The organism is Luteitalea sp., from assembly GCA_009377605.1.
GTDB lineage: Bacteria > Acidobacteriota > Vicinamibacteria > Vicinamibacterales > Vicinamibacteraceae > WHTT01.
In genome coordinates, this window is sequence record WHTT01000011.1 from 77807 (window position 1) to 100208 (window position 22402).

Below are 22402 nucleotides of genomic sequence, written 5' to 3' on the forward strand. Positions count from 1 at the left end.
CATCTGTAGCCCGACCTTGAGGTCGGGCCAGTCTTGAACATCCGTCAATGGCTGTCAAAGGAAGAAAAGGAGACTGCTGTGCGCAAGCTAACGAGAGTGGCCATCGTGGCGATGATCGTCCTGGCGATCTCGACGTCCAGAACGGCCACCGAGAACGCAACTGATCTCATCGTTCACGAGTGGGGCACGTTCACCTCCATTGCTGGAGAGGAAGGCCACGCGGTCCCGTGGTTTCCGCTCGCTGGCCCGCCGGACCTGCCAAGCTTCGTCCAGCGAGCGTGGAACGTCCCGCCCAAGGCGCGGTGTATTGCCACCGTCCGCATGGAGACGCCTGTTCTTTACTTCTACACGCCTCACGAGCTCGTCTTGAACGTTAACGTTGGCTTCCCGCAGGGCTTCATCACCGAGTATTTCCCGCGCGCCACGGTCGGTCCCGCTCACGTCGAGCCCAGCAGTATCACGACGGCTGGCTTCAGGAGCACCATAACTTGGGACGGCGTCAGAATCGTTCCGCACGCCGAAGCGCGATTCCCGACCGAGAGCGCTCCCAACCATTACTACGAGGCGCGCGACACGGATGCGGCACCGCTCCTGGTCGGCGCGGAGCGTGAGCGATTCTTGTTCTACCGCGGCGTGGGCACCTTCCCGCTGCCTCTCAGCGCGCGCGTCGCCCCGGGAGGGGAGATCGAGGTCGCAAATCTGGGGAGCGACGAGATTCCGGCCTTGCTGCTATTCGAGAGCCGCGACGGCCAGGTCGGCTATGAGCTGCATCCGGCGCTGGCCGACCGCGCGACGCTCCGGCCGCCGGCGTTGGACGACGAGCCGGCGTCCGTGCGGACGACGCTCGAACAGATCCTCGTGGCGCAGGGCCTTTACCCGAAAGAGGCTAGTGCCATGGTGGCGACCTGGAGCGACGCGTGGCTCGAGGAGGGCACGCGTCTCTTCTACATCGTTCCCCAGCCTGTCGTGGATCGCACTTTGCCCTTGGAGATCGATCCGGCACCGGCACGCGTCGCCCGGGTGTTCGTGGGACGGCTCGAGCTGGTCACCACTGCCACGCTGACTGATCTCGAGGATGCGCTCTGGACGAACGACCAGGCGAGGCTCGCCAAGCTTGGACGCTTCCTGCAGCCTTTCGGCAATCGTCCTCCTACGCGCTATCTACGGAACGGTGAGTACGCCGATGCCGTTGGGGACGGGGCGCTCGAAGTCACCTGGCGCTAGGTTCTTCACGGTGATCTCGGACGCCCCCGGCTCGCGGGCCACCAGAGTCGAAGAGCCGCCGCCGTCGAGGTTGACGCCCGAGGCAGCACCCCGTGACAGCAAGAGCGCCGCGAGCTCTGCGTAGGTCATACCTGCCGCGTTTCGATCCAGCGCGAGGAGGAACAACTTCCGGCCGTTCGCGCTGACGCCAGCCCCGCTGCGCACCGCCGCCACCGAATCGTCCAGACCGGGGAGCGGCGCGCCGTCGCGCAGGATCGGATGCCCGCCAACCGCGAAGAGGAACGGCACGCGTTCGGAGGAGGCCAAATAGTAGCTGACGTGCACCTGATCACCGACCTGGAGCAAGCGCAAAGTGCTTGCGCCCTCTTCTCGGCCGAGCAGCACCACGCTGTGCTTCGGGATGCTGCCAGCTCCCGGTTCGGTAGACACCGCGACGACCTCTCCCTGCCGCACCGTGACCTCGTGCACGTCCAGGCTACAGGGGTCCTCGCGCCGTTCGTCGGTGCCACAGATGGCCCGCTTCCGAGACACGTCTCCCCATGCTGCGTTGAATGCCCCAATGCCACCCTCGGCGAGCGCGTACTGATTCAGCCCGCGTACGTCGTAGGCGCCGTATGGCGTGCTCAGCCTTCCACGCAAGGTGAGTCTGCCGAGGCGACCCACCCGGTCCGCGCCGACCCCGAGCACGTCTTCGACCGTGGTGCCCGGCGGCAACGACGGCCCGAAGCGCTGGCTGGTTGGCACCGCCGCCTTGAGCGACATGCCCGTGGCCTTCGCCGGGCCGACCGGCGCGTCGGTCGGCACCACGTCGGGCTGCGTCACGCTGATGTTGAAGAAGTCGCCGTTGACGCCAGCCACCGCGTGTCGCTCGTCTGCCATGTCCGAGAGTGGTTGGCGCTCCGCCACAACACCGGGATAGAGGAGATCCACCAGCACCCGTCGATTCCACAGATCCGCTTCGACGATGTGGGCACGCGCTGTCCCGCGCGGTGTCGTGACGTCGAGCGATTCATACGTCACACCGGGGGCGAGCCATTGACCGCTTGCAGCTTCGGTCGGCAAACTAGCCAGGGGCGCGCCCATCAGGGCCACCACGATCAGTAGTGTCAGCAGCTTGAGCCGGTGGGGTAGTGTCGTCGTGCGTGCGTACACTGGTGAGCGCATGCGAGATCCTTTCGAATGGCGCCGCAGCCAGGGGCGGCGAGTGGCGCCTTATCCTAAACTGCGAACGTGGAGAGCGTGAGACGAGCCATGAGCGAACGACGCATCGGTAACGTCACCATCGAGTGTGTTCAGGGTGACATTACCCGCCAGTCAGACATGGACGCGATCGTCAACGCAGCCAATGCCCAATTGATGCCCGGCGGTGGTGTGGCGGGGGCAATCCACCGCGCGGCGGGAGCCGGCCTTGCCGCAGAATGTCAGCCGCTTGCGCCGATCCAACCCGGTCACGCTGTCATCACGGGCGCCCATCGTCTGCCGAACCGTCGTGTCATCCATTGCCTCGGCCCTGTCTACGGCCAAGACGAGCCAGCAGACGAGCTCCTCGCATCGTGTTACCGAGAGGCGCTTCGATTGGCGGACCAGGATCGATTGTCATCGCTGGCGTTCCCTGCGATCTCGACCGGCGCGTTTGGTTATCCGATGGAGCCCGCAGCGCGGGTGGCCTTCGGCATCCTCATCGCGGAAGCACCGCATCTGGGCCACGTGAATCGTATCCGCCTCGTATTGCGTACGCGTATCGACTTGGAGCTTCACGAGCGTATCCTGCACCTCACTTGCAGCGACACGCCATCATGAAACGAGAGCGCGTCATCTCATGAGCGGTACCAGCAACGCCATCATCGCGGCCGTGAAGAACACGGCCGACACCACACCGAACATGAAGATGGCCGAGAAGGCGAAAGCGCTCAGCACGCCTGCGATCGCCATCAGCGGCGCGATGATCAGCATGCCGAGTGTCTTGCTCACCATCGGCCGCAGACTAGCAGGCGTGGGTGTGCGGACGCTCTGCGAGCCCGCCCGATAGCGCGTTGCCCCCTGGGCGGCAAGGCGCTCCAGACGCGTCGCAATTGGCGGGTGCGAGCGCGCGCCACCGAGCTCCTCGGTGAATGCCCTTCCTCGTGTGTTCTGCTCCGCCGCACGCGCGGCCAGAATCTGACCGACCGTTGCCACGGCATCTGCGGTTCCGCCGGCGGCGCGCTGTCGGGCCACCTGCAAGCGCTCTTGGAGCGCCGCCGCCTGCCGCATCTCCGCAGCTTCCGGACCGACCACGAAGAGGTGCGAGAACCACTGTCCGCCCGGCACCACACCGCCCTCCGCCGCCAGGTGCGTGAGCCCGCGCGCCAATCCGTCGGGGTGACGAGTGAGCTCGACCGCGGTGGCGTCCGCCAGATAGCGCCGAGTGCGCCAGACCCGCATCACGAGTGGACCGACGACGGTGAATCGCACGAGCCAGACCTGCATCCGCAGCAGCAACAAGAGGACGTAAGAGATGAGAAAAGGAAAGAACACGACTTGCAGCATGGGCACACGCTTGAACAGCCTGCCCAAGTAGGCGACCGGTGAGATGAACGTCGCCATCGGCATCCCCACCATGGCGGCGGCCACGGCACAGAGTGCAGTGTACCGCCACGTCTGGCGGCGGCGAGTGCGCTGCTCGGCGTAGAAGGTGACGCGGTCGACCGGGCCGGGAACCATCAGCTGCAGGGGTGCTTGACGCACCTGTCCCTTGGTGATCAACGAACGGCGTGAGCCGCAGCGAACTGTCAGCAGCTATCCCCGGCGCTCACGTCGGTCGTCAATCCCGCCCGCTGTAGCGATCAGCCGTCAGCGTGTCACGGCAAGGCCGACGTGAGAGCTGTCCGCGAACGCTGACAGCTACCCGGAATTCTTGGCAACTCAAGTGAATTCCGGACTGAATGCGTCTGATCACACAGAGGTCGCCGGATGTGCTGGCGACGCTTCGACGACGTCAATCTGCCATGTTGGATTGGTCGCGGGAATCTCCGTCGTCGGCAATCCAAGCTCGGCACGGACGATATTGCAGCCCTGAGCGATTGCCGTGGCCTTGTAGAACGCGATCTCACGATTACATCCCTGACGGCCGAAGCCACAGTCGCTCGAGATGATCAATTGCTCTGCCGGAATGTGTTTCAACGCGCGGCGAATTTCGGCCGCCACGTCCTCGGCGCGGTCGGCCTGCAGCGTACGGTGACTCACGGCACCGACACAGATCTTCTTCTGAAGATCATCGCGGAACGGCGCCAACAGCTCGAGGTCTTTCTGATTGCGGTCCTTCATTTCCAGGGACCATACATCGCCCCGGCACCGCTCGAGATAGATCTCGATCGAGTTGGCGTAGCTCGTGTCCTCCATCACCCGTTGCATGTTGGGGTTCCCCCAGCAGGTGTGGATCCACAGCTCCACATCGTCGAGGCCTTGCACCTCGCGATTGAAGGCCTCGATGAGGAATTTGACCTCGTCGTGGTCCTTCCCATAGGTGTTTGCCATGAAGTGGAACGTGGGCTCTTCGATCTGGATCAGACGGCAGCCGGCGTCGCGTAGCGCCAGGAGCTCGGTGTTCATGGCTTCGGCCATGTCCCAGATCACCTGGCGCTTGTCACGGTATTTCGGCGTGTGAATATCCAAGAACAGCGCCATCACCTGCGAGCAGCAGGTGCCGAACCGCACGGGCTTCTGCGTCTTGCCCTGGGCGATGCGCCAAATCTTGGGGTAGCCCAGCGGCCGGTGCTCGATGGTGTCCACCACGTGCGGCCAGCGCCAGGCAGTGTAGATCTCGTTGAGCAGGGTGCCGGGCGGATAGCGGAGCCATGGCGCCCGCGTTTCGTCGGTCTGCAGATAGTCACCTTCGAAGCCGGCCCACCGCTGCAGCGGGTAGTGATGCCAGGAGCGGCCTGCCATGTCCTCGTCACAGTGATAGTCGCCATGGGTCAGTAGATCCAGCCCCGCCCGTTCCTGATCGCTGATGACGACGGCGAGCGCGTCCTGGAACTTCTCGCGAAAGTTGATGTCCATCATGCACGTGTCGAGCGGCTTGCCCCAGGCGCTCACGTCGAACCATCGCGGACGCGGCCAGGATCCGGTGACCGTGCAGGGCAAGATGAGGTTTGCGGTCGCAGTGAACATTCGGCGCCTCCAGCGTCTACACAACTCGTCTCGAGGGATTGACTTCGGTATCATACCCGCTTGAATCGACAGTCGTGACGTAGGCCTTACCACAGGCATCTGGGCAAGGCTCGGGTTAGCATCGTTCTCGTAACGGTAGCGAAGAATGGCCACTCGCCAGCCATTGGACGTCGGAAGAGAGCTGCTGCACGCGTTCGAGCACAGCACACGCGTGAGCGAGCATCTGGTTAGCGTGCTCCCTCCCCAGCTGTGGCACGCGGAATCGCCGAACAAGCGGCGGGATATCGCGGCAATCGTGGCGCACATGCAGAGCCTGCGACGCACCTTCGCGAAACTGGGTGGTGCGCGGCCGGTTGCACCGCCGTTGAAGGCCGCCAGCTCCACGCCGCTCGAGGCGTGCCGAGCGCTGCAGCAGAGCCGTGAGGCCCTGACGAAGCTCTTTGAAGGGGCGCTTGCCCGTGGCGAGGGGAGGATCAAGGGCCTGCCTCGCCGCACGGTGAACATGATGCTGTACCTCGTTCAGCACGAGGCGCACCATCGCGGACAGATTTGCGGGCTTGCGCGCGACCTCGGACACCGGCTTTCTTCAGACGATGTGATGCGAATCTGGGGATGGAAGAAGCTATAGAGGGATCCTGCTCCTCACTGGGCCGTGCGGTTTCTCCGGCGGCCGCCAAACGCCGTGGGGCGTCTGGCCGCGTCGATGGCTGCGGCGAGCTGCTCCATGCCTTGGAAGAGCTCTTCCCCACGAACCGCGCCGAAGCCCAGCACCAAGCCGTTGGCGCCGCTGGGGCGCTCCGCGTAGTAGGCGGAGAGTGGCATCACCTCGACGCCGCGGGCGGCGGCCTCGTCGAACACGCTCTCGGCATCCACATCCTCCAGGTCGGCGACCGCATGGAGGCCCGTTCGCACCGGGCGCAGCCGAAGGGCTCCGCGGCAGTAACGATCAGCCGCATCCACGAGAGACTCTAGTCGCTCGCGGTACGCGGCGCGCATCCGGCGAAGATGTCCATCGAAGTGCCCGTCGCTCATGAGATCGGCCAGCACGAGTTGATCGAGCAGCGGAGGAGATGCCGGTGCACTCCGGCGCATGGCCAGGAACGGCTCCCGGAGCCCCCTGGGGACGATCAGGAAGCCGAGCCGCAAAGCCGGGAATAGTGTCTTGCTGAAGCTGCCGACGTAAATCACGCGCTCGTCGGCATCCAGGCCGTGTAAACACGGAACGGGCCGCGTGCTGTACCGGAACGCGCCGTCGTAGTCGTCCTCGATTACCCACGCCTGCGCACGGGTCGCCCATCTGAGCAGCGCCAGCCGCCGGGCGAGGCTCATCGGCACCCCCAGAGGAAACTGGTGTGAGGGCGTCACATACGCCAGACGCGCATCGCCCGCCTGTCGCGCGCCGGCCTCGACATCCAGACCGTCCTGGTCGACGCGAACCGGCACGATCCGCGCGCCCGCTCCTACGAGGGCGTTGCGCGCACCGGGATAGCCCGGTTCCTCCAGCCATGCGCCGTCACCAGGATCCAGCAGCATCCGGCAGGCCAGCTCCAGGCCACACTGCGCGCCGGCAACGACGACGATCTGATCGGGGTCGCACTCGGTGCCACGCGCGACCTGGATGTGCATGGCAATCGCTTCACGGAGTGACGGTATTCCGGCCGCGTCACCGTAGTCGAGCTGCGCGAGCGTCACCGATCGCAGTCGCCGGTTGACCAGTTGTGTCCAGAGCCTTGCTGGAAACAGGTCGAGCGCTGGGGTCCCGATGCGAAAGGCTCGCGGCGGACCACCGAGCCGCCAGGCCACGCGAGGGGTCGAGGCGAGCGCCGCGCCGCGCCGAGACATCGGGGGATGGTTTGACGCGCCTTGCCGCCGGGAGATGCGACCGTGCAGCAGGTCGTCGGGCAGCTCGCCCGCCACGAAGGTGCCGGACCCGGGCCGCGCGCTGAGATAGCCTTCTGCAATCAAGCGCTCGAACGCCAGCAATGTCGTCGTGCGCGAGACATCGAGGTCTGCCGCCAGCGTGCGCGACGAAGGAAGTCGTGTGCCCGGTACCAGTATCCCATCGAGAATCGCACCGCGAATCTCGCCGTAGATCCGCTCCTGCAACGATCCTCGGACGTGTGGCTCCAGACGTACGCACAAGCTGCTGGCCACAGAGGTGCCCATATTGAGTCTTCCAACTCTGCCTGAATTCTACGCTTGCCACGATACGGGCGTCGATGGGGTCGCGCCACGCGCTGCGTGGAGGTGAGCAAGGAACCAGGGGAACGTCGTTGCACGCGAGGGGGACGGTGCGTAAGAATCACCTGCACGCCACGGTGGTACTCCGCCGAAGAAGCCGCGAAAGGAGGGGATGTGCGCCGCACAATCACGGTTGCTCACGCTGGTGCCTCGACATATCGCGTCACGGTCCAAGAGGATGGAGAGCGAACCGAGCACGAGGTGACGATTACGCCTGAGCACGTTCAGCGATATGCACCAGGCACGACGACGAAACGGTTGTTGGAGACGTCGTTCGAGTTCCTGCTCGACCGCGAACCGAAGGAGGCGATTCTGACGCAGTTCGAGCTGCCCGTCATCGAGCGGTACTTTCCCGACTATCCGCGGAAGATACGTGAGATGGTGTAGTGTCCTGCGAGAGAACCGATGAGTCACAGATACTGGACGACAATCCTGGCGGCCACGCTCCTGGTCGGCCATGCGGCGGCGGCAGAGGAGCCGGTTGCCAATCAGGATCTGTTACGTGCACAGCTCGAACGGCGGATAGAGCAACGCCTTGCCGCAGTCGACGGCGTCATCGGTGTGTGGATCAAGGACTTGGTGAGCGGCGCCGAAATCGCCGTCAACGAGGACCGCGTCTTTCCAACGGCGAGCTCCATCAAGATCGCGATCCTCGTCGAGTTGTACCGCCAGGCCGAGCACGGCCGGCTGCGGCTCGAAGATCGTCATCGAGTGGCGGACAGCGACCGAGCCGGTGGCAGCGGCGTGTTGCAGCATCTTGGTGCTGCGGAGCTCTCGCTGAGAGACCTCGCCACGTTGATGATCGTGCTCTCCGACAACACTGCGACCAACATCCTGATCGACAAGGTTGGTATGGACACGGTGAACGCCACGCTGGATCGACTCGGCCTGCCAGCCACGCGTCTTCGCAGGAAGATGATCCGGCCCGACGAACAGGCCGCAGGTCGCGAGAACGTGTCCACGCCCGCCGAGCTCGGACGACTCGTCGAGCGGATTTACCGCGAGAAGGTCGTCACACCGCAAGCGTGTCGCGAGATGCTCCAGGTTCTCGCTCATCCGAAGAGTGGGCCGCTCAGGTCGCGTCTTCCGCAGGACGTGCGCGTGGCGCACAAGACCGGCGGGCTCGGCGGTGTCGTCAACGACGTCGGCGTCGTGTTGCTCGAAGGCCGTCCCTTCATCGTCTCGGCCATGAGCACGCTCGTCGGTAACGGAGAGGAAGCGGGCCGGACGATCTCGGATGTGGCCCGTCTGGCGTACGACTACTTCGCCCGGCTCGAGCGCGCGAACGCCTACGGTGCTCAGCTTCCGCCTGGTCTCATGCGCCGCTGAGCAAGTCCCGTGAGCTGGACGCGGGCCGTTCCTAGTGTGGTGTCTCCGAAATAGCTTGTGCACCGAGGGCGCCGATGCGCCCGGCCAGCAAGGCGCGACGATCGAGAATATTGGGCATATTTGAGGGAGGAGCAACGCCGCTGGCCGGGATGCAGCGGCGGCCGAATGCCAAGCTATTTCGGAGACACCGCACTAGCCTGTTGCCGAGATTTGCTTACGGCTGTGCTTCGGTTTGCCCGGGACGGGCGTTCACTCTGAGTGGAGCTGGTCGTGCTACACATGGTACGCGGGGCTGTCGTCTGCACTGGGGTCCTCTCCGCGCTGGTCTTCGCCGTTGAGCCGTCGCCTGCGGCGGCGGAACAGCTCGCCATTCGGTCCCTTGGTCTGCGGGATGGCTTGGTGCACCCTCGCGTCAACACCTTCTATCGGGACCACCTCGGTTACATCTGGCTCGGCACCTGGGAGGGCCTCAGCCGCTTCGACGGCGAGCGCTTCGTCAACTACGGCCCGAAAGACGGGCTGTCGGACGGCTCCATCACCGATATCACCGAAGATCGGCACGGACAGCTCTGGGTGGCGACGCACGGCGGCGGCGTGGCCGTGCTCATCGAGCAGCCTCAGATGCGCACGCTCGCCGGTCAAGGCGATACAACGTCGCGTCCCCGGTTCGCCAGCTTCGACGTGGCTTCGTCACGCGAAGGCAACGTGGTGGACAGGGTCCTCGTGGATGGGCGAAACCGGCTGTGGTGCAAGACGCACGCCGGCATTTATCGAGCCGCTCTCAATCATGGCGGGAGACCCCGCTTCACTCAGGTGTGGCGCGGCGAAGCGGAGGATGTGCTCCTCGATGCTGCCGGTCGTCTCTGGGTCAGATCCGGCGCAGACATGATCGTCATCGACGAAGATCGGGTCGTCGAGCATCGGGCCGTCGTGCCAGCCTACTTCAAGGGCGCCTTCGAGCACACGAACAAGATCCGACCTGACGGGGCCGGTGGCTGGTATGTGTTGTACGAAAACGCGCTCATACGCATGCGCGTTCCCGCCAGCATCGACGAGCGTCACTCGTGGGTGCCGACCCCCATCGAGGCACCGCCCGCGCATTCGTTGCGCGCGTTGGCCGTGGACCCGAACGGTCCGGTTTGGGTTGGGACGACGGCCGGCTTGATCCGCTGGACACCCGAACACACCGACCGCTACGGCACCGCGCACGGACTGCCCGATGATTACATCAGTGCGCTCTTCGTGGCAGATGATGGTGTCCTCTGGGGTGGGACAGACCGCGACGGCGCTTTCCGACTGCTCGACGAGGCGCTCGTCAGCTACACGCGGGCCGATGGCCTGCCGGATGCCAACGTGCAGCAGGTGGTCGAAGCTCTCGACGGCAGAATTTACGCGAGCACATGGGCCGGTGGGCTCGTCGAGCTGACCGACGCGGGCGTGGTGCGCGTGCCCGGCTCCAACCAGCCACCGTTCAACCGGACGGGGCCGCGGCTAAGCCGCGATGGCCAGGGTGCGTGGCTCATCGGTACCAACGCGTGCATGTACCGGATCACAGGTCCGTCGCTCGATCTTCGGCGAGCACGCCTTGTGCCAACCGCCGATGGAAAGCCGGTGAACGTCTTCAGCGTCCCTCACGAACATGACGGCAGCATCTGGTTCAGCGGTTTCGACGATGCGTTACACCGCATTCCCCAAGATGCCGAGGTATACCGCATCGGTCTGGATGGTCAGGCTCCTCGGTCTGGCGTGCGCGCCGCCACGCTTCCGCTGGTGCGCGGGTTCTTCACGACCCGGGCCGGCGCGCTGTGGGCGACGCCCTTCGTTGGGGTCTGGCGCTGGCACAACGGAAGCTTTGATCGGCTGCGGCCCAGTCCGGGCATTTCGGATCCGCACCTCAACACGCGCGCGCTGCATCAAGACCGTGCGGGGCGTCTCTGGATCGGGCTTCGCAACCACGGCCTCCTGATGACGACCGAGCCCGAGGCGGCGCGCCCGCGCTTCGTGAGCTACTCGACCGAGACCGGGTTGGCCAGCAACGCCGTATGGTGCATTGCCGAGGACGCTGCCGGACGCCTGTACCTCGGCACATCGCGTGGCGTCGATCGTCTGGATCCGGCCACCGGCGCGATCCGCCACTTCACGACCGCCAGTGGTCTTGCCGGTGACGTCGTGAACCATTGCACGACCGATCGTGAGGGCCGCATTTGGATTGGGACCTCGAACGGGATCTCGCGTCTCGATCCGCGAGCAGCGGATCCCGAGCCGAAGCCACCCTCGGTGCTGGTCACGCGCGTGGCCGTGGCAGGGCGCGAGGCGCCGCTGCCCGAGCGCGGCACACGTGTCGCACCGGGGATTGAGGTTCCGCCTGGCCATGATCAAGTGCGCATCGAGTACGCCTCGATCCATCGGTGGCCAGAGTCCCCGGTGAAGTACGAGTACTGGCTGGAAGGCGTCGATGACGACTGGAGCCAGCCGACCGACCTGCGCGCGGTGCAATACGGCTCGCTGGCCGCGGGGTTGTACACGTTTCGTGTGAGAGCAATTGGGTCGGGCGGTACGAGTCTGGAGCCGGCCCAGCTGACGCTTCGGGTTCTGCCGCCGATCTGGCAGCGCTCGTGGTTCTTGCTTGCTGTCGCTGGCCTGGCGTTGGGCAGCGGCTGGGGCGCACACCGCATTCGGCTCCAGCGTGCGCTTGCCATGGAGGGCATTCGCCGCCAGATTGCGATGGATCTGCACGACGAGATGGGATCCGGCCTCTCACAGGTCGCGCTGCTCAGCGAGCTCGGCAAGCGTGCCGCGCCCGAAGAGAGTCCATCCACCTTCACCGAGACAGCACGTCTCGCACGCAGCATGCGCGAGGCCATGAGCGACATCGTCTGGGCCGTCGATCCGCGGCACGACTACCTGATGCATCTCATTCGGCGCATGCGTGAGACCACCTTCAATCTACTCGAAGCGGAAGGGCTCGACGTGACGTTCCGGGCGCCGTCGGACGCCGAGGTGAACGGGACGGACCTCGCGCCGGATCGCCGCCGGCACCTGCTTCTCATCTTCAAGGAGAGCGTGACGAATATCGTACGGCATGCCCGAGCGTCAGCGGTTCGCATCGAGCTGGCCTTGCTGCCCGCCACGGTGGTCTTGCGGATCGACGATGATGGCAGAGGATTCGACGCCGGGGAGGTCACCTGGGGACATGGCCTCGGAAGCATCCGGTCGCGTGCGGCCGCGTTGAATGCCACGTTGACCGTCGACACCGCTCCAGGCCGCGGGACACGTCTCTGTCTCGTCGTTCCGCTCCGTGGTGGCCGACCGATTCTGGATGTCTGGCGGCGGCGCCTGAAGCCAAGGAAGAAGGTCTCACCCCGGCGGGACAACGTCCCGTCGGCACGCGAGTCGCCCAACCCGTCGTGACCGTGTTCACCGACCCCTGAAGCGTGGGGGCATCCGCGTGATCTACTACCTGCGGTCAAGACAGGGGCAGGTGTGGATGTTGACCATGTACGCGAAGAACGTGGCCGAGAACATCGCAGCGCACGTACTGAAGAAAATCAAGGAGGAGATCGATGGCTAAGGCCAAGCGCAACATCGGTCTGGAGATTCTCGAGGGCATCCGGCAGCTCAAGCGAGGCGAGCATGGCCGCATCATCAATGTGCCCTCGGTCGCGAGTATTCGGGAGAAGACCGGCCTTTCGCAGGCGAGATTTGCACAGTTGCTAGGCGTGTCGGTCCGAACCCTCCAGGAATGGGAGCAGGGCCGCCGTGCGCCATCCGGCGCCGCGCGCACGCTGTTGTTGATTGCGGCGAAGAATCCGGATGCGCTGCTCGAGGTGGCGTGAGCGCCCGCCACGCCGCAACAAGTCCGGGCGTGAGATTGCCACGCCGAAAGGCGATCTGGATCTAAGGGTGTCGTCGAAATGGGAGCCTATGTCAGACGGCCGCCATCTCTGTGAAGCCCTGGCGCCAGGTCGGATACTTCGGCTGCCAGCCCAGCTCTCGCTTGGCTTTCGCGTTCGACGAGCCGCGGATCTCGTTCATGACCGACACCGCGAGGTCGCCGCCAACCAGGCGTCCGAGCCACACCGGGGCGTGACGCGGCGGCTTCGCCCCGAGCGTCCAGGCCAAGTATGGAAGCCACTCGGAAATCGGTGCCGGGTTCGTCGTCCACGATGTTGTAGAGGCCGGGAGCACCCCGTTCGACCGCCGCCAGCGTGGCAACGTCCTCGATGTGGACGAGCGACCAGATCCCAGTCCCCCGGCCGATGATCGGGAAGCGCCGTTTCCGAACCATCTCGACGTGTACGCCACCTGGCCACAGCGACGTTCCCGGGCCGTAGAACCCGCCGTACCTGAGCACGATCCCCTCGATGCCCTCTGCGGTAGCCACGGTGGCTTCGACGTACCGGATGGCTGCGATCGTCTCACGACATGCCTTCGGCGGGTCGGCGTCAAGGACGTCCAGCACCGCGGGCTCCCCGCCTGCCGCCCGCAGCTCGTCCGCCACGGCGTCCGACCGCGTTGTCCCCACCACGTCGTGCCCGCCCTCGACCAGCCTCGGCACGAGCCGCCGACCGACCGCACCGGTGGCACCGGCAACGAAGATCCTCATGAGTCCTCCCGATCCGTCTCACTACGAGAGACGATCAACCGTGTCGACCTGTGACAGGAGAGGCGTATCGCGGATAGAGATCGTCTTCATGTGCACATTGTGCATCTGGCGACGCATGGGGTCCGAACCATTGGGGCATCGGCGAGGGAACCCTCCGTTGGTGTATGTGGGCGGGCATCAGCGTGGCGTCGACAGACGATTCCTACGTACGTTCGTAGTGACGTGAAGCCATATGCGGCGCACCCTCATTTGCAGGTCGCACGTGTCCGTGGCCCAGGCCCATCTCGGCGCTCTTCGAGCCGGACCAAATGCTCGGCGCCAGGCAACGGCAGCGGCGTGAGTAGCACGCCGTCGGCGACACTGAACATGAACGAGGAGTGTCGTCATGCGCAAACATTGGTTGAGATCAGTCACGATTATCATTGCGGCGGTCACGACGGTCGCGATCGTCGTGGCCACGATTACCAGCGCCGTTGCCTCGATTCCGGCGGCCGACGGGCGCGTGGACGGTTGCTTCGCGGTGACCGACCGGACGTCGGGGACAGGACTGCTCGGTCCAATCGTCACACTGGATCGGCAAGGCACGCTGCGCGCGATCGACACGGAAGCTGGCGAGCAGTGCGGAGACGACGAGCAGGCCCTCACGTTCAACGCCAAAGGCGAGCAAGGGGATCCCGGGCCGCAGGGACCTCCGGGCGCTGTTGGCCCGCCCGGTCCAGTCGGCCCGGTGGGCCCGGTCGGACCCCAAGGCACGCCCGGCGATCAGGGACCGCCGGGCGAGCAGGGACCGCCGGGAGCTGGCCTTACGGGCTACGAGATCGTGACAAACTCCGGTGAAGTTCCGGACAATGGCCATGAGCAACTGTTCGTCTACTGTCCAGACGGAAAGACAGTGCTCGGTGGCGGTCACTTCTCCTTCGTCGGGGTCAGGGCGGGCGTTTCCTTCCCAATCCAAGACTTTGCCTCTGGAGACGGCGAGGGATGGTCCGCGTCTTTCGAGGATAGCGGTGGCGACAATAGGAATGTCTCCGTTTACGCGATCTGCGCGGTGGTCGCGTAGGGCGTATCGTCGTTTCTCAGCCGGCAGTGATGGGCTCGGCCGGCGGTCGCCTGGGCGGCTGACCGCCTGAGCCCGTATAGCGTGCCTCTACTCACAGTGACTCCCTGCTGACACACTCCCCGGACTGCCGACACAGCCGGGTTTCTTCACGTGTCCGCGGGAAGGTAACGCCAAGACGCAGTATCCCTCCCTCGATTTGCCAGACGCGTATGCCGTCATCGCGTACTGTCTGCGCCATCGCGTTTGAGGTTGATGTCTATCTAGAAGAGAGGCGCCAACATCGTGAGGTGGTTCGCAAAGACATCGAGTCGAGGTTCGATGCTCGAGGTATTCGTGATCGGTTGCTTGCCCGGTGCCATCAGCATCTGATCTGAGCGATGCTACGGCTGGCATCAGACGAGGATTTCAACAACCGCTCGATTTGTGGGCAAGCGCCTGGATCAGATTGTCAGCCGCAATCGAAGCAAGGTCTTGGCGTCTGTGGCGCGCGAGTGACCGGCGTTTGGCGATATGCCTGTAGTGGCATACAATGAGCATGCGGCCACCGAGGACGTCGCCCCAACCGGTCCCGAAGCCTGTTCGCTGGGTGGCCTCGAGCAAGGATGACCTGAGCGCGTTTCCGAACGACGTCAAGACCCGGGTCGGCGGCGCGCTGTGGGATGCGCAGATCGGCCTAAAGTCGTCGACGGCAAAGCCTCTGAAGGGGTTCGGCCACGCCGGAGTGCTCGAGGTGGTGGTGGACTTCGACGGGAACACGTTTCGGACGGTCTACACAGTGCGGTTCTCGAAAGCTGTCTACGTCCTTCACGCGTTCCAGAAGAAATCTCGGCGTGCGATTGCCACGCCGAAGGGCGAGCTGGATCTCATCGGAGCTCGGCTCGCTCGCGCCAGAGAGGACTATGAAGCATGGCTAAAAGGCCGCTGATTCCCGTGGCGCCCAGTTCCGGCAACGTGTTCGCCGATATCGGCGTTCCGGAGCCGGAAGAGGAGTTGGCTAAAGCACAGCTCGCGAGCCGAATTCGCGAGATCGTTCGGAGCAGTCGCCTCACTCAGGTCGCCGCTGCTGCCGTGATGGGCATCGATCAGCCCAAGGTCTCGGCCTTGCTGAGTGGCCGACTGACAAACTTCTCGAGCGAACGCCTGATGCGTCTCCTGACCAGGCTCGGGCAGGACGTGGAGATCGTGGTCAAGTCGAAGCCGCGACGACGGCAGCGCGGTCGCATTCGCGTTGTTGAAGAAGCCCGCGCCTGATTGAGTACCACCGCGACGACGCCATCGCGCACCGCATGGCAATGAGACAGCAGGTGGCGCGGGTCGATGCCCGCGCGGGCGGGCCGCTGCGGCACCGTGACCGTGATCGTCTGCGGCCCGGTGGCTATGCGATGCATCGCCAGGAAGAGTGGCGCGCCCTGTGTCTCGCCGGCTTCCGCCGGCGCGTAGACGCCGATCTCCAACAGGTCATGCATCGGCATGTCCGTCTCGGTGCCCGCCGTGTCCACCACGACCTTTCGCGCGTCCACCTCGAGCGTGACCTGCCAGGTGCCTGCTTCGGTCTCCGCCGTGGCCCGCTCCGTCTCGAGCTCCCAGAACGTGTTCTTCTCGAAGAGGTCGTGTAGCAGGTATTGGAACGAGTCTGGCGTGACCGCCTGCAGCTCCCGGTAGAGATCCAGTGAGGTCGGCAGGGGCGGCGCTCCGGAACCATGCTTCTCGAACAGGCGCCGGAGTACATCGTCGACCCGCTCCTTGCCGATGTACTCGCGCATCGCTGGTTCAGCACGTCGATGGCCTGCCCTGAGCTTGCCGCCCCTCGACTCTGCTCGGGGCGACCCTGAGGTGCTCGAAGGGCCGAAGGGTCGCCGAGGTGGATGTGGCCCTCGTCCGGCTCCTGCAGGGTCGCGATCGTGCGCATCAACGTGGACTTTCCCGACCCGTTGGGGACCGAGCAGGCCGTACATCCCCACCGGAATCGTGAGCGTCACGTCCTTCAGCGCTTGCACGCCGTTCGAATAGGTCTTGGATACATTGCGAATGCGCAACTCCATAGCCGTCTCCTGTCAGGCGGCACCGGGCGCCGCGCATTTCTGATCCGACCCCACCATCGACCGCAGCCGCGCCTCGTGCGCGCGCACCGCGTCACTCGCCCGCGCCGCCGACCAGTTCCAGCTGCGGATCGAGCGATCGCGGTCCGGCGGCCAGCGCCGCAGCATGTGTCGCGCGAGCGGACACTGCACGTCCTGTGGCAGAGCGGGCAGCGCATCGATCAGCACGGGCACCGCGTCTGCGCTCAGCGACGTCGCGTACGCGACGTCGAATCGGACGGGCGCGTCGGCCGACGCCATCCGCGCCACGTTCGCGCGCGCGATGACCGCGTCCGGGTTGATGACGAACAGCAGCGCGACCGTCGCGAGGCCGGATGCCAGCGTCCCGAACGCGAACGCGCCGCGGCGGCCGCGCAGCACGGTCGCGGCGAGCCAGCACAGCATCGCGCCGATCCAGATCAGCAGCACCATCGCGTAGAACCGCGACTCGGTGAGCCCGTAGCTCGCGTGGTAGAGGCGCAGCCGCTGGAGCGCCGACGCGGTGATCGCAAGCACCAGCCCGATCTGCACGCCGGCGAGACCGCGGAACACGAGGACGTCGCTCTGGCTGCGACGGTCGAGGAGCCAGTCGGCCGCGAGTAGGACCGGCACGACGAGGACGACCGCGAAGACCAGCTCGAAGAAGCCGCGCCGCGCGTATTCGGCATACGTCAGGTCGGGCGTGATCTGGACGAGCGTGTCGGCGCCGAAGAGATACCGGAACTGCACGATCACGAAGACCAGGAACAGCAGGTCGATCGCGGCCAGCGCCGTCGCGACCTCGGTAATGCCGAACGGCTGCCATTTCGGCGCCGGAACGCCTCGGCCGTCGATCCCTTGCCTGCGATCCGCGGGCGACGGCAGCTCCGTGCCCGTCAGAAAGCCGCGCAGGTACCCGGTCGAGAGCCACGCAAGGATCGAGAACAGCAGGATGTGACTCGCGATCCGCTCGAAATCGAAACGAAGCACGTTCGCCACCAGCTCCGCGAACACGGCGTCGGCCGACATGAACAGCGCCCCGAACACCACAACGAGAGGCGCCGCGATCACGAGGCCGCGCGCGACGGCCGCGGCACGGCGCCACCCGGCCGCGCGGCCGGTCTCGACACGCGGGGTGGACCGCGTCGCATCCACAAGCGCAAGCGCCGCGGCCGTCCACGCGTGCAGTGCGCCCAGCGCCAGCGCGCCGGCGTATCGAAGCACGCCCGCGCGACGCACCCAGGCCGCGGCGAGACGATGAGCCGCGAGCGCGAAGGTCAACGTTGCGCAGCCAAGCGCGAGCAGCTTCAGCGGCGGAGCGTCGCGCCACGCGAGCCCGGCCGCAAACACGACGCCGATCACCAGCCACGCGACGCGCTCGCGGTCCAGTGCGAGAGCCGCGCGGCGGTGCAGCGCGAGCGCGGCGACCGCGACCGACGCGACCCACAGCGACAGGTTCAGACCCACCGGGCCGTCCGGAGCGCGCAGCAGCGCATCGCCCACCGCGCCGAGGACCACGCCCGCCACGAGCAACGCCGCGACGGAGGCGCGTGGCACGGGATAGAGGCGAGCCGCCCCCACGAGCGCCTGGCCAATGACGCTACTGTCGGAGTACCCGTCGGAGGTGCCGTGGCCGACTCGTTCGTCTTCGATCCGCCCGCGACCCGCCTGCCCGGAAACCGCGTCGTCACTCATACGCTCCGCCTCCTCCCATCCCCATTCATCGGTGTCGCACCAGGCACGCGGCCGAACCGCCGCTCACGCCCGTGATAGTCCGCCAGCGCTCGCGCCAGGTGGGACGCGTCGAAGTCCGGCCATCGCCCATCCGTGAAGTACAGCTCCGCGTACGCGCACTCCCACAGCAGGAAATCACTCAACCGCTGCTCGCCGCCCGTCCGGATCAGCAGGTCCACGGCCGGGAGCAGCTCGCCTCTGCCGATCGCGTCCCGCGACGAATAGTCGACGGCCAGGTTCAACCGCAGCCGATCGCACGCCGCCGTCGCGGCCTCCGTCGCTTCGATCGCACGTACCAGCCGCTTCGCCAATCGATCGCGACGGCCGATCACTCGCACGCGCACGCCTTCCGCCACGCAGCGAGCCGTTTCGCCGCGCAGGAACTGCTCGAACACCTTCATCAGCGGACGGACCTCGGACGCCGGCCGATGCCAGTTGTCCGACGAGAACGCGTAGAGCGTCAGCATCCCGATGCCGTGCGCGGGCGCGCACTCGACCGTGCGCCGCACCGCGCTCGCGCCCGCGCGGTGTCCGTCCGTTCGCGGCCGCTGTCGCGCGGCCGCCCATCGCCCGTTCCCGTCGGGGATCACCGCCATATGCAAGGAACTTTGTATCATAAAGTAGGCTCGCAAAAAAAGGGTACGCCTCGCGGACGCGACGTCACTCCCGTCCAGCGAATGCCTCAGCCGCCGCGAGCGCCAGTGAGCGCACCGCGTCTTCCGCGAACGAGACGTTCGACGTAACGGCGATCACGAGGCCGTGATCGGGGAAGGTCATGAAGGAGGTCGAACCGCCCACCGCACTCCCGCCGTGGCCGATCAAGCGAACCAGGCTTCCGTTGAGAGGAACACGCCGCACGAACCAGCCGAGGCCGTAGCCGGTCGGATCGCCCGATTCGAGCTGGCCTTCCGTCCGCAACAACTCGATGGTGCCGGGTTCGAGCAGGTCGTCTCGCGACATCGCCACACCGAATCGAACCAGGTCACTCGGCGTGGAGATGAAGCCGTCGGTGCCCCAGAGACAGGTGTGGTCGACGTTGGGCGCATCCTGAAGGCCAAACCGCGTGTTCATGGCGAACCCAGGGAAGTAGAGGCCGGCCCGGTTCGGCACGGTGTGAGCGTAACCGCCCGCTGGGCCGCCCGGAGCGTCGAGCATGGTGTTCCTGCATCTGGAGGGGCGCGAAGACCTTGCGATCCATGAAGTCGAGGAACGGTTCGTCCGCCTCTGCTTCAACGACAGCGCTGACCAGGACCCACCCGTAACTCGAATAGCGGTAGGCCGTGCCGGGTTCGAACAGCAGTGGGTCGCCTGCGAAGAGGTCGAATGCATCGGTCACCCCTTCGCAGGTCCGGTGAGCAACCGGAAGCTCGTCGTCGGGGTTGATCTGCGCGTCTTCTCCGGCCCCGTAGTGGCCGAAGCCAGCCACATGTTCCATCAACTCCCGCGTCGTGACCGGCCACCGCTTTTCGGGGAAGCTCGGCAGGTAGTCCTGCACGGGGGCGTCGAGGTCGACGAGGCCTTGCTGATGCAGCAGGCCCACCGCGGCCGCGGTCATGGGCTTGGACACGCCGCCAATGCGAAAGCGCGTTCGTGGCGTGATCGGTACGCGCCCCCGGAGGTCCGCCCACCCAAGCGCCTCGGCCCACGCGAGCTCACCGTCGACCGCCACCGCGATGGACACGCCGGGCAGGTTCTCATCGATGATCAGATTCCGCGCGAGGAGCTGGACGTGCTCAACCGCGTCGGCGTATCTGGCGGCCGGCGGAGCGAGGACTTCCGACGGCAGCGCCAGCGGGTCGTCGCCGGGGCTCGGGACGAGATAGTAGCCACAGGCGGCAAGTATCGGCGCGGTTGCCAGTGTGAGCAGCAGGCGGCCTGCCGTCCCGCGGATCGATGTGGATGTCGCCACGGTTCTTCGTAGAGTCATCTGGTTCCTCTCAACCTCAATCGTCGGGTTCGAAGCGGGCGTGAGCGTGTCCATCGATGGCCTCCCGCAGGAAGCATCGGTGGTCGGGCGGCGGAAGTCCTCACCGGGCCGTGAGCGTCGCGTGAGATCTTCGTGAGATCGCGAGAGGATGGGTCAGGCTCCAGCGGTCCAGCCACTGCGCGGCCGAACCGGCCAGGCCGCCGCCAAGGGCGGCGCGGCCGATGAGGGCTGCGGTGCGCCAGGACCGAGCGATGGACTCGGCCACCGACAGACCCGCGCCGATGCCCGCTCCGCCGCCGGCGTCCGGTGGGCCACCTCGACGCGTCCAACCTCGCTGAACCCGCCGTTACCTATGTGCTACCTAGGCCGGAGAACGGCCCAGCGCATGAGGTGCGATGTCACGTTTGTCGTAGGAATTGTGGAGGCGGCGGTCGGACTCGAACCGATGACCTGCTGATTACGAAGCCCCTGCTTGTCAAAAACTAAGTGATTGATTCCGCAAGAGTTAACGCGCAGGTCGCCGCCAGACACTTTTTCAAGGGGCCCTGGTGGCGTGGTTCGCTCTGCCGCCGGCCTATGCCGCAAACATGTCCTGCAGACGTTGCAGCACGCCCAAGATCGTCTCCGAACCAAGCCGTCCAAGCCGCTTCAGAAGGCGTTCTGTGTCGACCGTTCGGAGCGGCGGCTGCAGTGCCCGCCGGTCGTCGAATCGCTCGAGGAGGCGGGCGACGACCTCTTCACGTTTCTGCGCTTTCCGCGCGGGCAGTGGAAGGCCCTGCGCACCACGAATGCGCTTGAGCGGATCAACGAGGAGTTTCGCCGACCGACCAAGACGCAAGCCAGCCTCCCCAGTCAGGATGCCGTGTTGCTGCTCCTCTTTGGTTTGCTGCGCACCGGGCAAGTCAAGCTGCGGGCGCTCGATGGGTACCATGAGATGGGTGCGGTGCAGGAGGCCGCGTGATGTCTTTTCCTAATTGCTGATCTTTGTCGCGACGGATGATGACATTACGCTTTTCCACCACTTGACAGACACGGCCGATCAATGAAGGCTCGCACGGTGTTGTTTCAAGACGTCCATCGTATCCCTGAGGCTGGTTTCTAGGGAAACCTCTTGGCGCCAGCCCAGCTCACGCTTGGCGCGCTCGTTGCTCGCATTCCAGATTCTCCCGCGTACCGTCGCCAGGAGCTCCGGAATCATCACCCGCGGGGACCCCAGGAGGCGGTGGTTCAGGCGATCGAACAACGGCACGACGCCCAGCATGAAATCCGGCATTGTCATGAGCGCCCGCCTGACATGCGGATCGATCCGGTGCATGGTCTCGATGATCTCGATGAAGCTGGGCAGTCTGTCGTTGCACACGATGAAACGCCCCCCGCAGTCGCTCTCGGCCGCGAGGACATGTCCGGACACCACGTCGCGAATGTCCACATAGGGGAGATTCGACCTTGGCGCGCCGAGGCGCATCGTCCCCAGCATGATCCCCTCGATGACGTCGATGGTAGGGGTGTTCCGCGTGAAACCGGGTCCCCCGATCGAGCCTGGAAGCACGATGACGAGCGAGAGCCGAAGGTCGCGTGCAAGCTCCCAGGCTCGCGTCTCGGCCAGCGTCTTGGCCCGAAAGTACGGCACCGAGAGGTCAGTGGCCCAGTCTGCTTCTGTGCTCGGTGGCGCGCCGGGCGCCGTCAGCGGAAGCGTGACGAGCGACGAGGTCAGCACGATCTTACGGACCTTTGCGTCAGCTGCGGCACGCAGCGCGTTCTCCGCGCCTTCGACGCTCGCGCGGAGCACATCATCCGCGTCGTGGCCCCCGGGTACGTACGCGTATACGGCCGCCACATGGAACAGGACGTCGGCTCCGTCGAACGCGGCGCGCAATTGATCGGGCCGATAGAGGTCCGCTTCCACCAGCTCGAGACCTTCCATCGCGACGAGATGCGCCGTCTTTTTCTGATCCGCGAGCGAGCGCACGCCGGCCCGTACGGTGTAACCGCGCTGGAGCAGGTGCTTGCACAGGTTGTTCCCGAGATGCCCGTTGGCGCCAGTGACGACTGCCCGCATCGCTTCCCTCCGTAAA

General features: G+C 65.5%; 20 protein-coding genes and 2 pseudogenes. 11 read left to right on the top strand and 11 right to left on the bottom strand.

What is annotated here, in order from left to right:
* Positions 1-78: 78 nt before the first annotated feature.
* Entirely contained in the window at positions 79-1224 is a 1146-nt protein-coding gene (locus GEV06_05620; protein MPZ17374.1) for a hypothetical protein, read from the top strand.
* On the opposite strand, the gene GEV06_05625 is transcribed toward GEV06_05620, so the two are convergent.
* Positions 1162-2307, bottom strand: a complete 1146-nt coding sequence (locus GEV06_05625) for a phosphodiester glycosidase family protein (protein MPZ17375.1) — start codon at positions 2305-2307, stop codon at positions 1162-1164. The two genes, GEV06_05620 and GEV06_05625, sit on opposite strands and share 63 nt — an antisense overlap.
* A 168-nt stretch (positions 2308-2475) precedes the next feature.
* On the opposite strand from GEV06_05625, the gene GEV06_05630 reads away from it, so the two are divergent.
* The gene (locus GEV06_05630) at positions 2476-3024 is read left to right on the top strand and encodes an RNase III inhibitor (protein ID MPZ17376.1); all 549 of its coding nucleotides are present in this window, start codon (positions 2476-2478) and stop codon (positions 3022-3024) included.
* A 12-nt stretch (positions 3025-3036) separates the two neighbouring features.
* On the opposite strand, the gene GEV06_05635 is transcribed toward GEV06_05630, so the two are convergent.
* Together GEV06_05635 and GEV06_05640 are read right to left on the bottom strand one after the other, a co-directional pair.
* On the bottom strand, positions 3037-3948 hold the full coding sequence (locus GEV06_05635; GenBank protein MPZ17377.1) for a hypothetical protein: 912 nt from the start codon (positions 3946-3948) through the stop codon (positions 3037-3039).
* A gap of 207 nt (positions 3949-4155) precedes the next feature.
* Entirely contained in the window at positions 4156-5472 is a 1317-nt protein-coding gene (locus tag GEV06_05640; protein MPZ17378.1) for a hypothetical protein, read from the bottom strand.
* 46 nt (positions 5473-5518) lie between these two features.
* Between GEV06_05640 and GEV06_05645 the strand changes: the two genes are divergently transcribed.
* A complete protein-coding gene (locus GEV06_05645; GenBank protein MPZ17379.1) occupies positions 5519-6001 on the top strand; it encodes a hypothetical protein in 483 nt (160 codons plus the stop codon).
* 14 nt (positions 6002-6015) lie between these two features.
* Here GEV06_05645 and GEV06_05650 read toward each other — a convergent pair whose 3' ends face one another.
* Positions 6016-7539: an aminotransferase class I/II-fold pyridoxal phosphate-dependent enzyme gene (locus tag GEV06_05650; protein ID MPZ17380.1), complete on the bottom strand. Its 1524-nt coding sequence runs from the start codon at positions 7537-7539 to the stop codon at positions 6016-6018.
* Between the two features lie 189 nt (positions 7540-7728).
* Here GEV06_05650 and GEV06_05655 point away from each other — a divergent pair, with 189 nt between their 5' ends.
* The 4 genes from GEV06_05655 to GEV06_05670 all read left to right on the top strand — a co-directional run bounded on the left by GEV06_05655 (position 7729) and on the right by GEV06_05670 (position 12779).
* Entirely contained in the window at positions 7729-8001 is a 273-nt protein-coding gene (locus tag GEV06_05655) for a hypothetical protein (protein ID MPZ17381.1), read from the top strand.
* Between the two features lie 18 nt (positions 8002-8019).
* The gene (locus GEV06_05660) at positions 8020-8943 is read left to right on the top strand and encodes a serine hydrolase (GenBank protein ID MPZ17382.1); all 924 of its coding nucleotides are present in this window, start codon (positions 8020-8022) and stop codon (positions 8941-8943) included.
* A gap of 270 nt (positions 8944-9213) precedes the next feature.
* Positions 9214-12354 carry a hypothetical protein gene (locus GEV06_05665; GenBank protein MPZ17383.1) on the top strand — a complete coding sequence of 1047 codons (3141 nt, stop codon included), beginning with the start codon at positions 9214-9216 and terminating at the stop codon, positions 12352-12354.
* Between the two features lie 152 nt (positions 12355-12506).
* On the top strand, positions 12507-12779 hold the full coding sequence (locus tag GEV06_05670; protein MPZ17384.1) for a helix-turn-helix domain-containing protein: 273 nt from the start codon (positions 12507-12509) through the stop codon (positions 12777-12779).
* Positions 12780-12870: 91 nt separating this feature from the next.
* On the opposite strand, the pseudogene GEV06_05675 reads toward GEV06_05670, so the two are convergent.
* Together GEV06_05675 and GEV06_05680 are read right to left on the bottom strand one after the other, a co-directional pair.
* Positions 12871-13549 (bottom strand): annotated as a pseudogene (locus GEV06_05675) (NAD-dependent epimerase/dehydratase family protein).
* Between the two features lie 177 nt (positions 13550-13726).
* The gene (locus tag GEV06_05680; GenBank protein MPZ17385.1) at positions 13727-14302 is read right to left on the bottom strand and encodes a hypothetical protein; all 576 of its coding nucleotides are present in this window, start codon (positions 14300-14302) and stop codon (positions 13727-13729) included.
* Positions 14303-15144: 842 nt separating this feature from the next.
* Here GEV06_05680 and GEV06_05685 point away from each other — a divergent pair.
* Together GEV06_05685 and GEV06_05690 are read left to right on the top strand one after the other, a co-directional pair.
* On the top strand, positions 15145-15534 hold the full coding sequence (locus tag GEV06_05685) for a type II toxin-antitoxin system RelE/ParE family toxin (protein MPZ17386.1): 390 nt from the start codon (positions 15145-15147) through the stop codon (positions 15532-15534).
* Positions 15516-15860: an XRE family transcriptional regulator gene (locus GEV06_05690; protein ID MPZ17387.1), complete on the top strand. Its 345-nt coding sequence runs from the start codon at positions 15516-15518 to the stop codon at positions 15858-15860. The genes GEV06_05685 and GEV06_05690 overlap by 19 nt, the downstream gene beginning before the upstream one ends.
* A 601-nt stretch (positions 15861-16461) precedes the next feature.
* Here the strand turns inward: GEV06_05690 and GEV06_05695 are convergent.
* From GEV06_05695 to GEV06_05710, 4 genes and pseudogenes are all read right to left on the bottom strand, one after another.
* Positions 16462-16651, bottom strand: a pseudogene (locus GEV06_05695) (ATP-binding cassette domain-containing protein).
* Positions 16652-16663: 12 nt separating this feature from the next.
* Complete coding sequence (locus GEV06_05700; GenBank protein MPZ17388.1) at positions 16664-18361, bottom strand: DUF4173 domain-containing protein; 1698 nt, start codon at positions 18359-18361, stop codon at positions 16664-16666.
* Positions 18358-19017 carry a di-trans,poly-cis-decaprenylcistransferase gene (gene uppS, locus GEV06_05705; protein ID MPZ17389.1) on the bottom strand — a complete coding sequence of 220 codons (660 nt, stop codon included), beginning with the start codon at positions 19015-19017 and terminating at the stop codon, positions 18358-18360. Before uppS ends, GEV06_05700 begins: the two co-directional genes overlap by 4 nt.
* A 43-nt stretch (positions 19018-19060) precedes the next feature.
* Entirely contained in the window at positions 19061-19729 is a 669-nt protein-coding gene (locus GEV06_05710; protein MPZ17390.1) for a serine hydrolase, read from the bottom strand.
* Positions 19730-19751: 22 nt separating this feature from the next.
* Between GEV06_05710 and GEV06_05715 the strand changes: the two genes are divergently transcribed.
* Both GEV06_05715 and GEV06_05720 read left to right on the top strand, forming a co-directional pair.
* On the top strand, positions 19752-20321 hold the full coding sequence (locus tag GEV06_05715) for a hypothetical protein (protein ID MPZ17391.1): 570 nt from the start codon (positions 19752-19754) through the stop codon (positions 20319-20321).
* Between the two features lie 559 nt (positions 20322-20880).
* On the top strand, positions 20881-21288 hold the full coding sequence (locus GEV06_05720) for a hypothetical protein (GenBank protein ID MPZ17392.1): 408 nt from the start codon (positions 20881-20883) through the stop codon (positions 21286-21288).
* 78 nt (positions 21289-21366) lie between these two features.
* Here GEV06_05720 and GEV06_05725 read toward each other — a convergent pair whose 3' ends face one another.
* A complete protein-coding gene (locus tag GEV06_05725; GenBank protein ID MPZ17393.1) occupies positions 21367-22386 on the bottom strand; it encodes an NAD-dependent epimerase/dehydratase family protein in 1020 nt (339 codons plus the stop codon).
* Positions 22387-22402 lie beyond the last annotated feature (16 nt).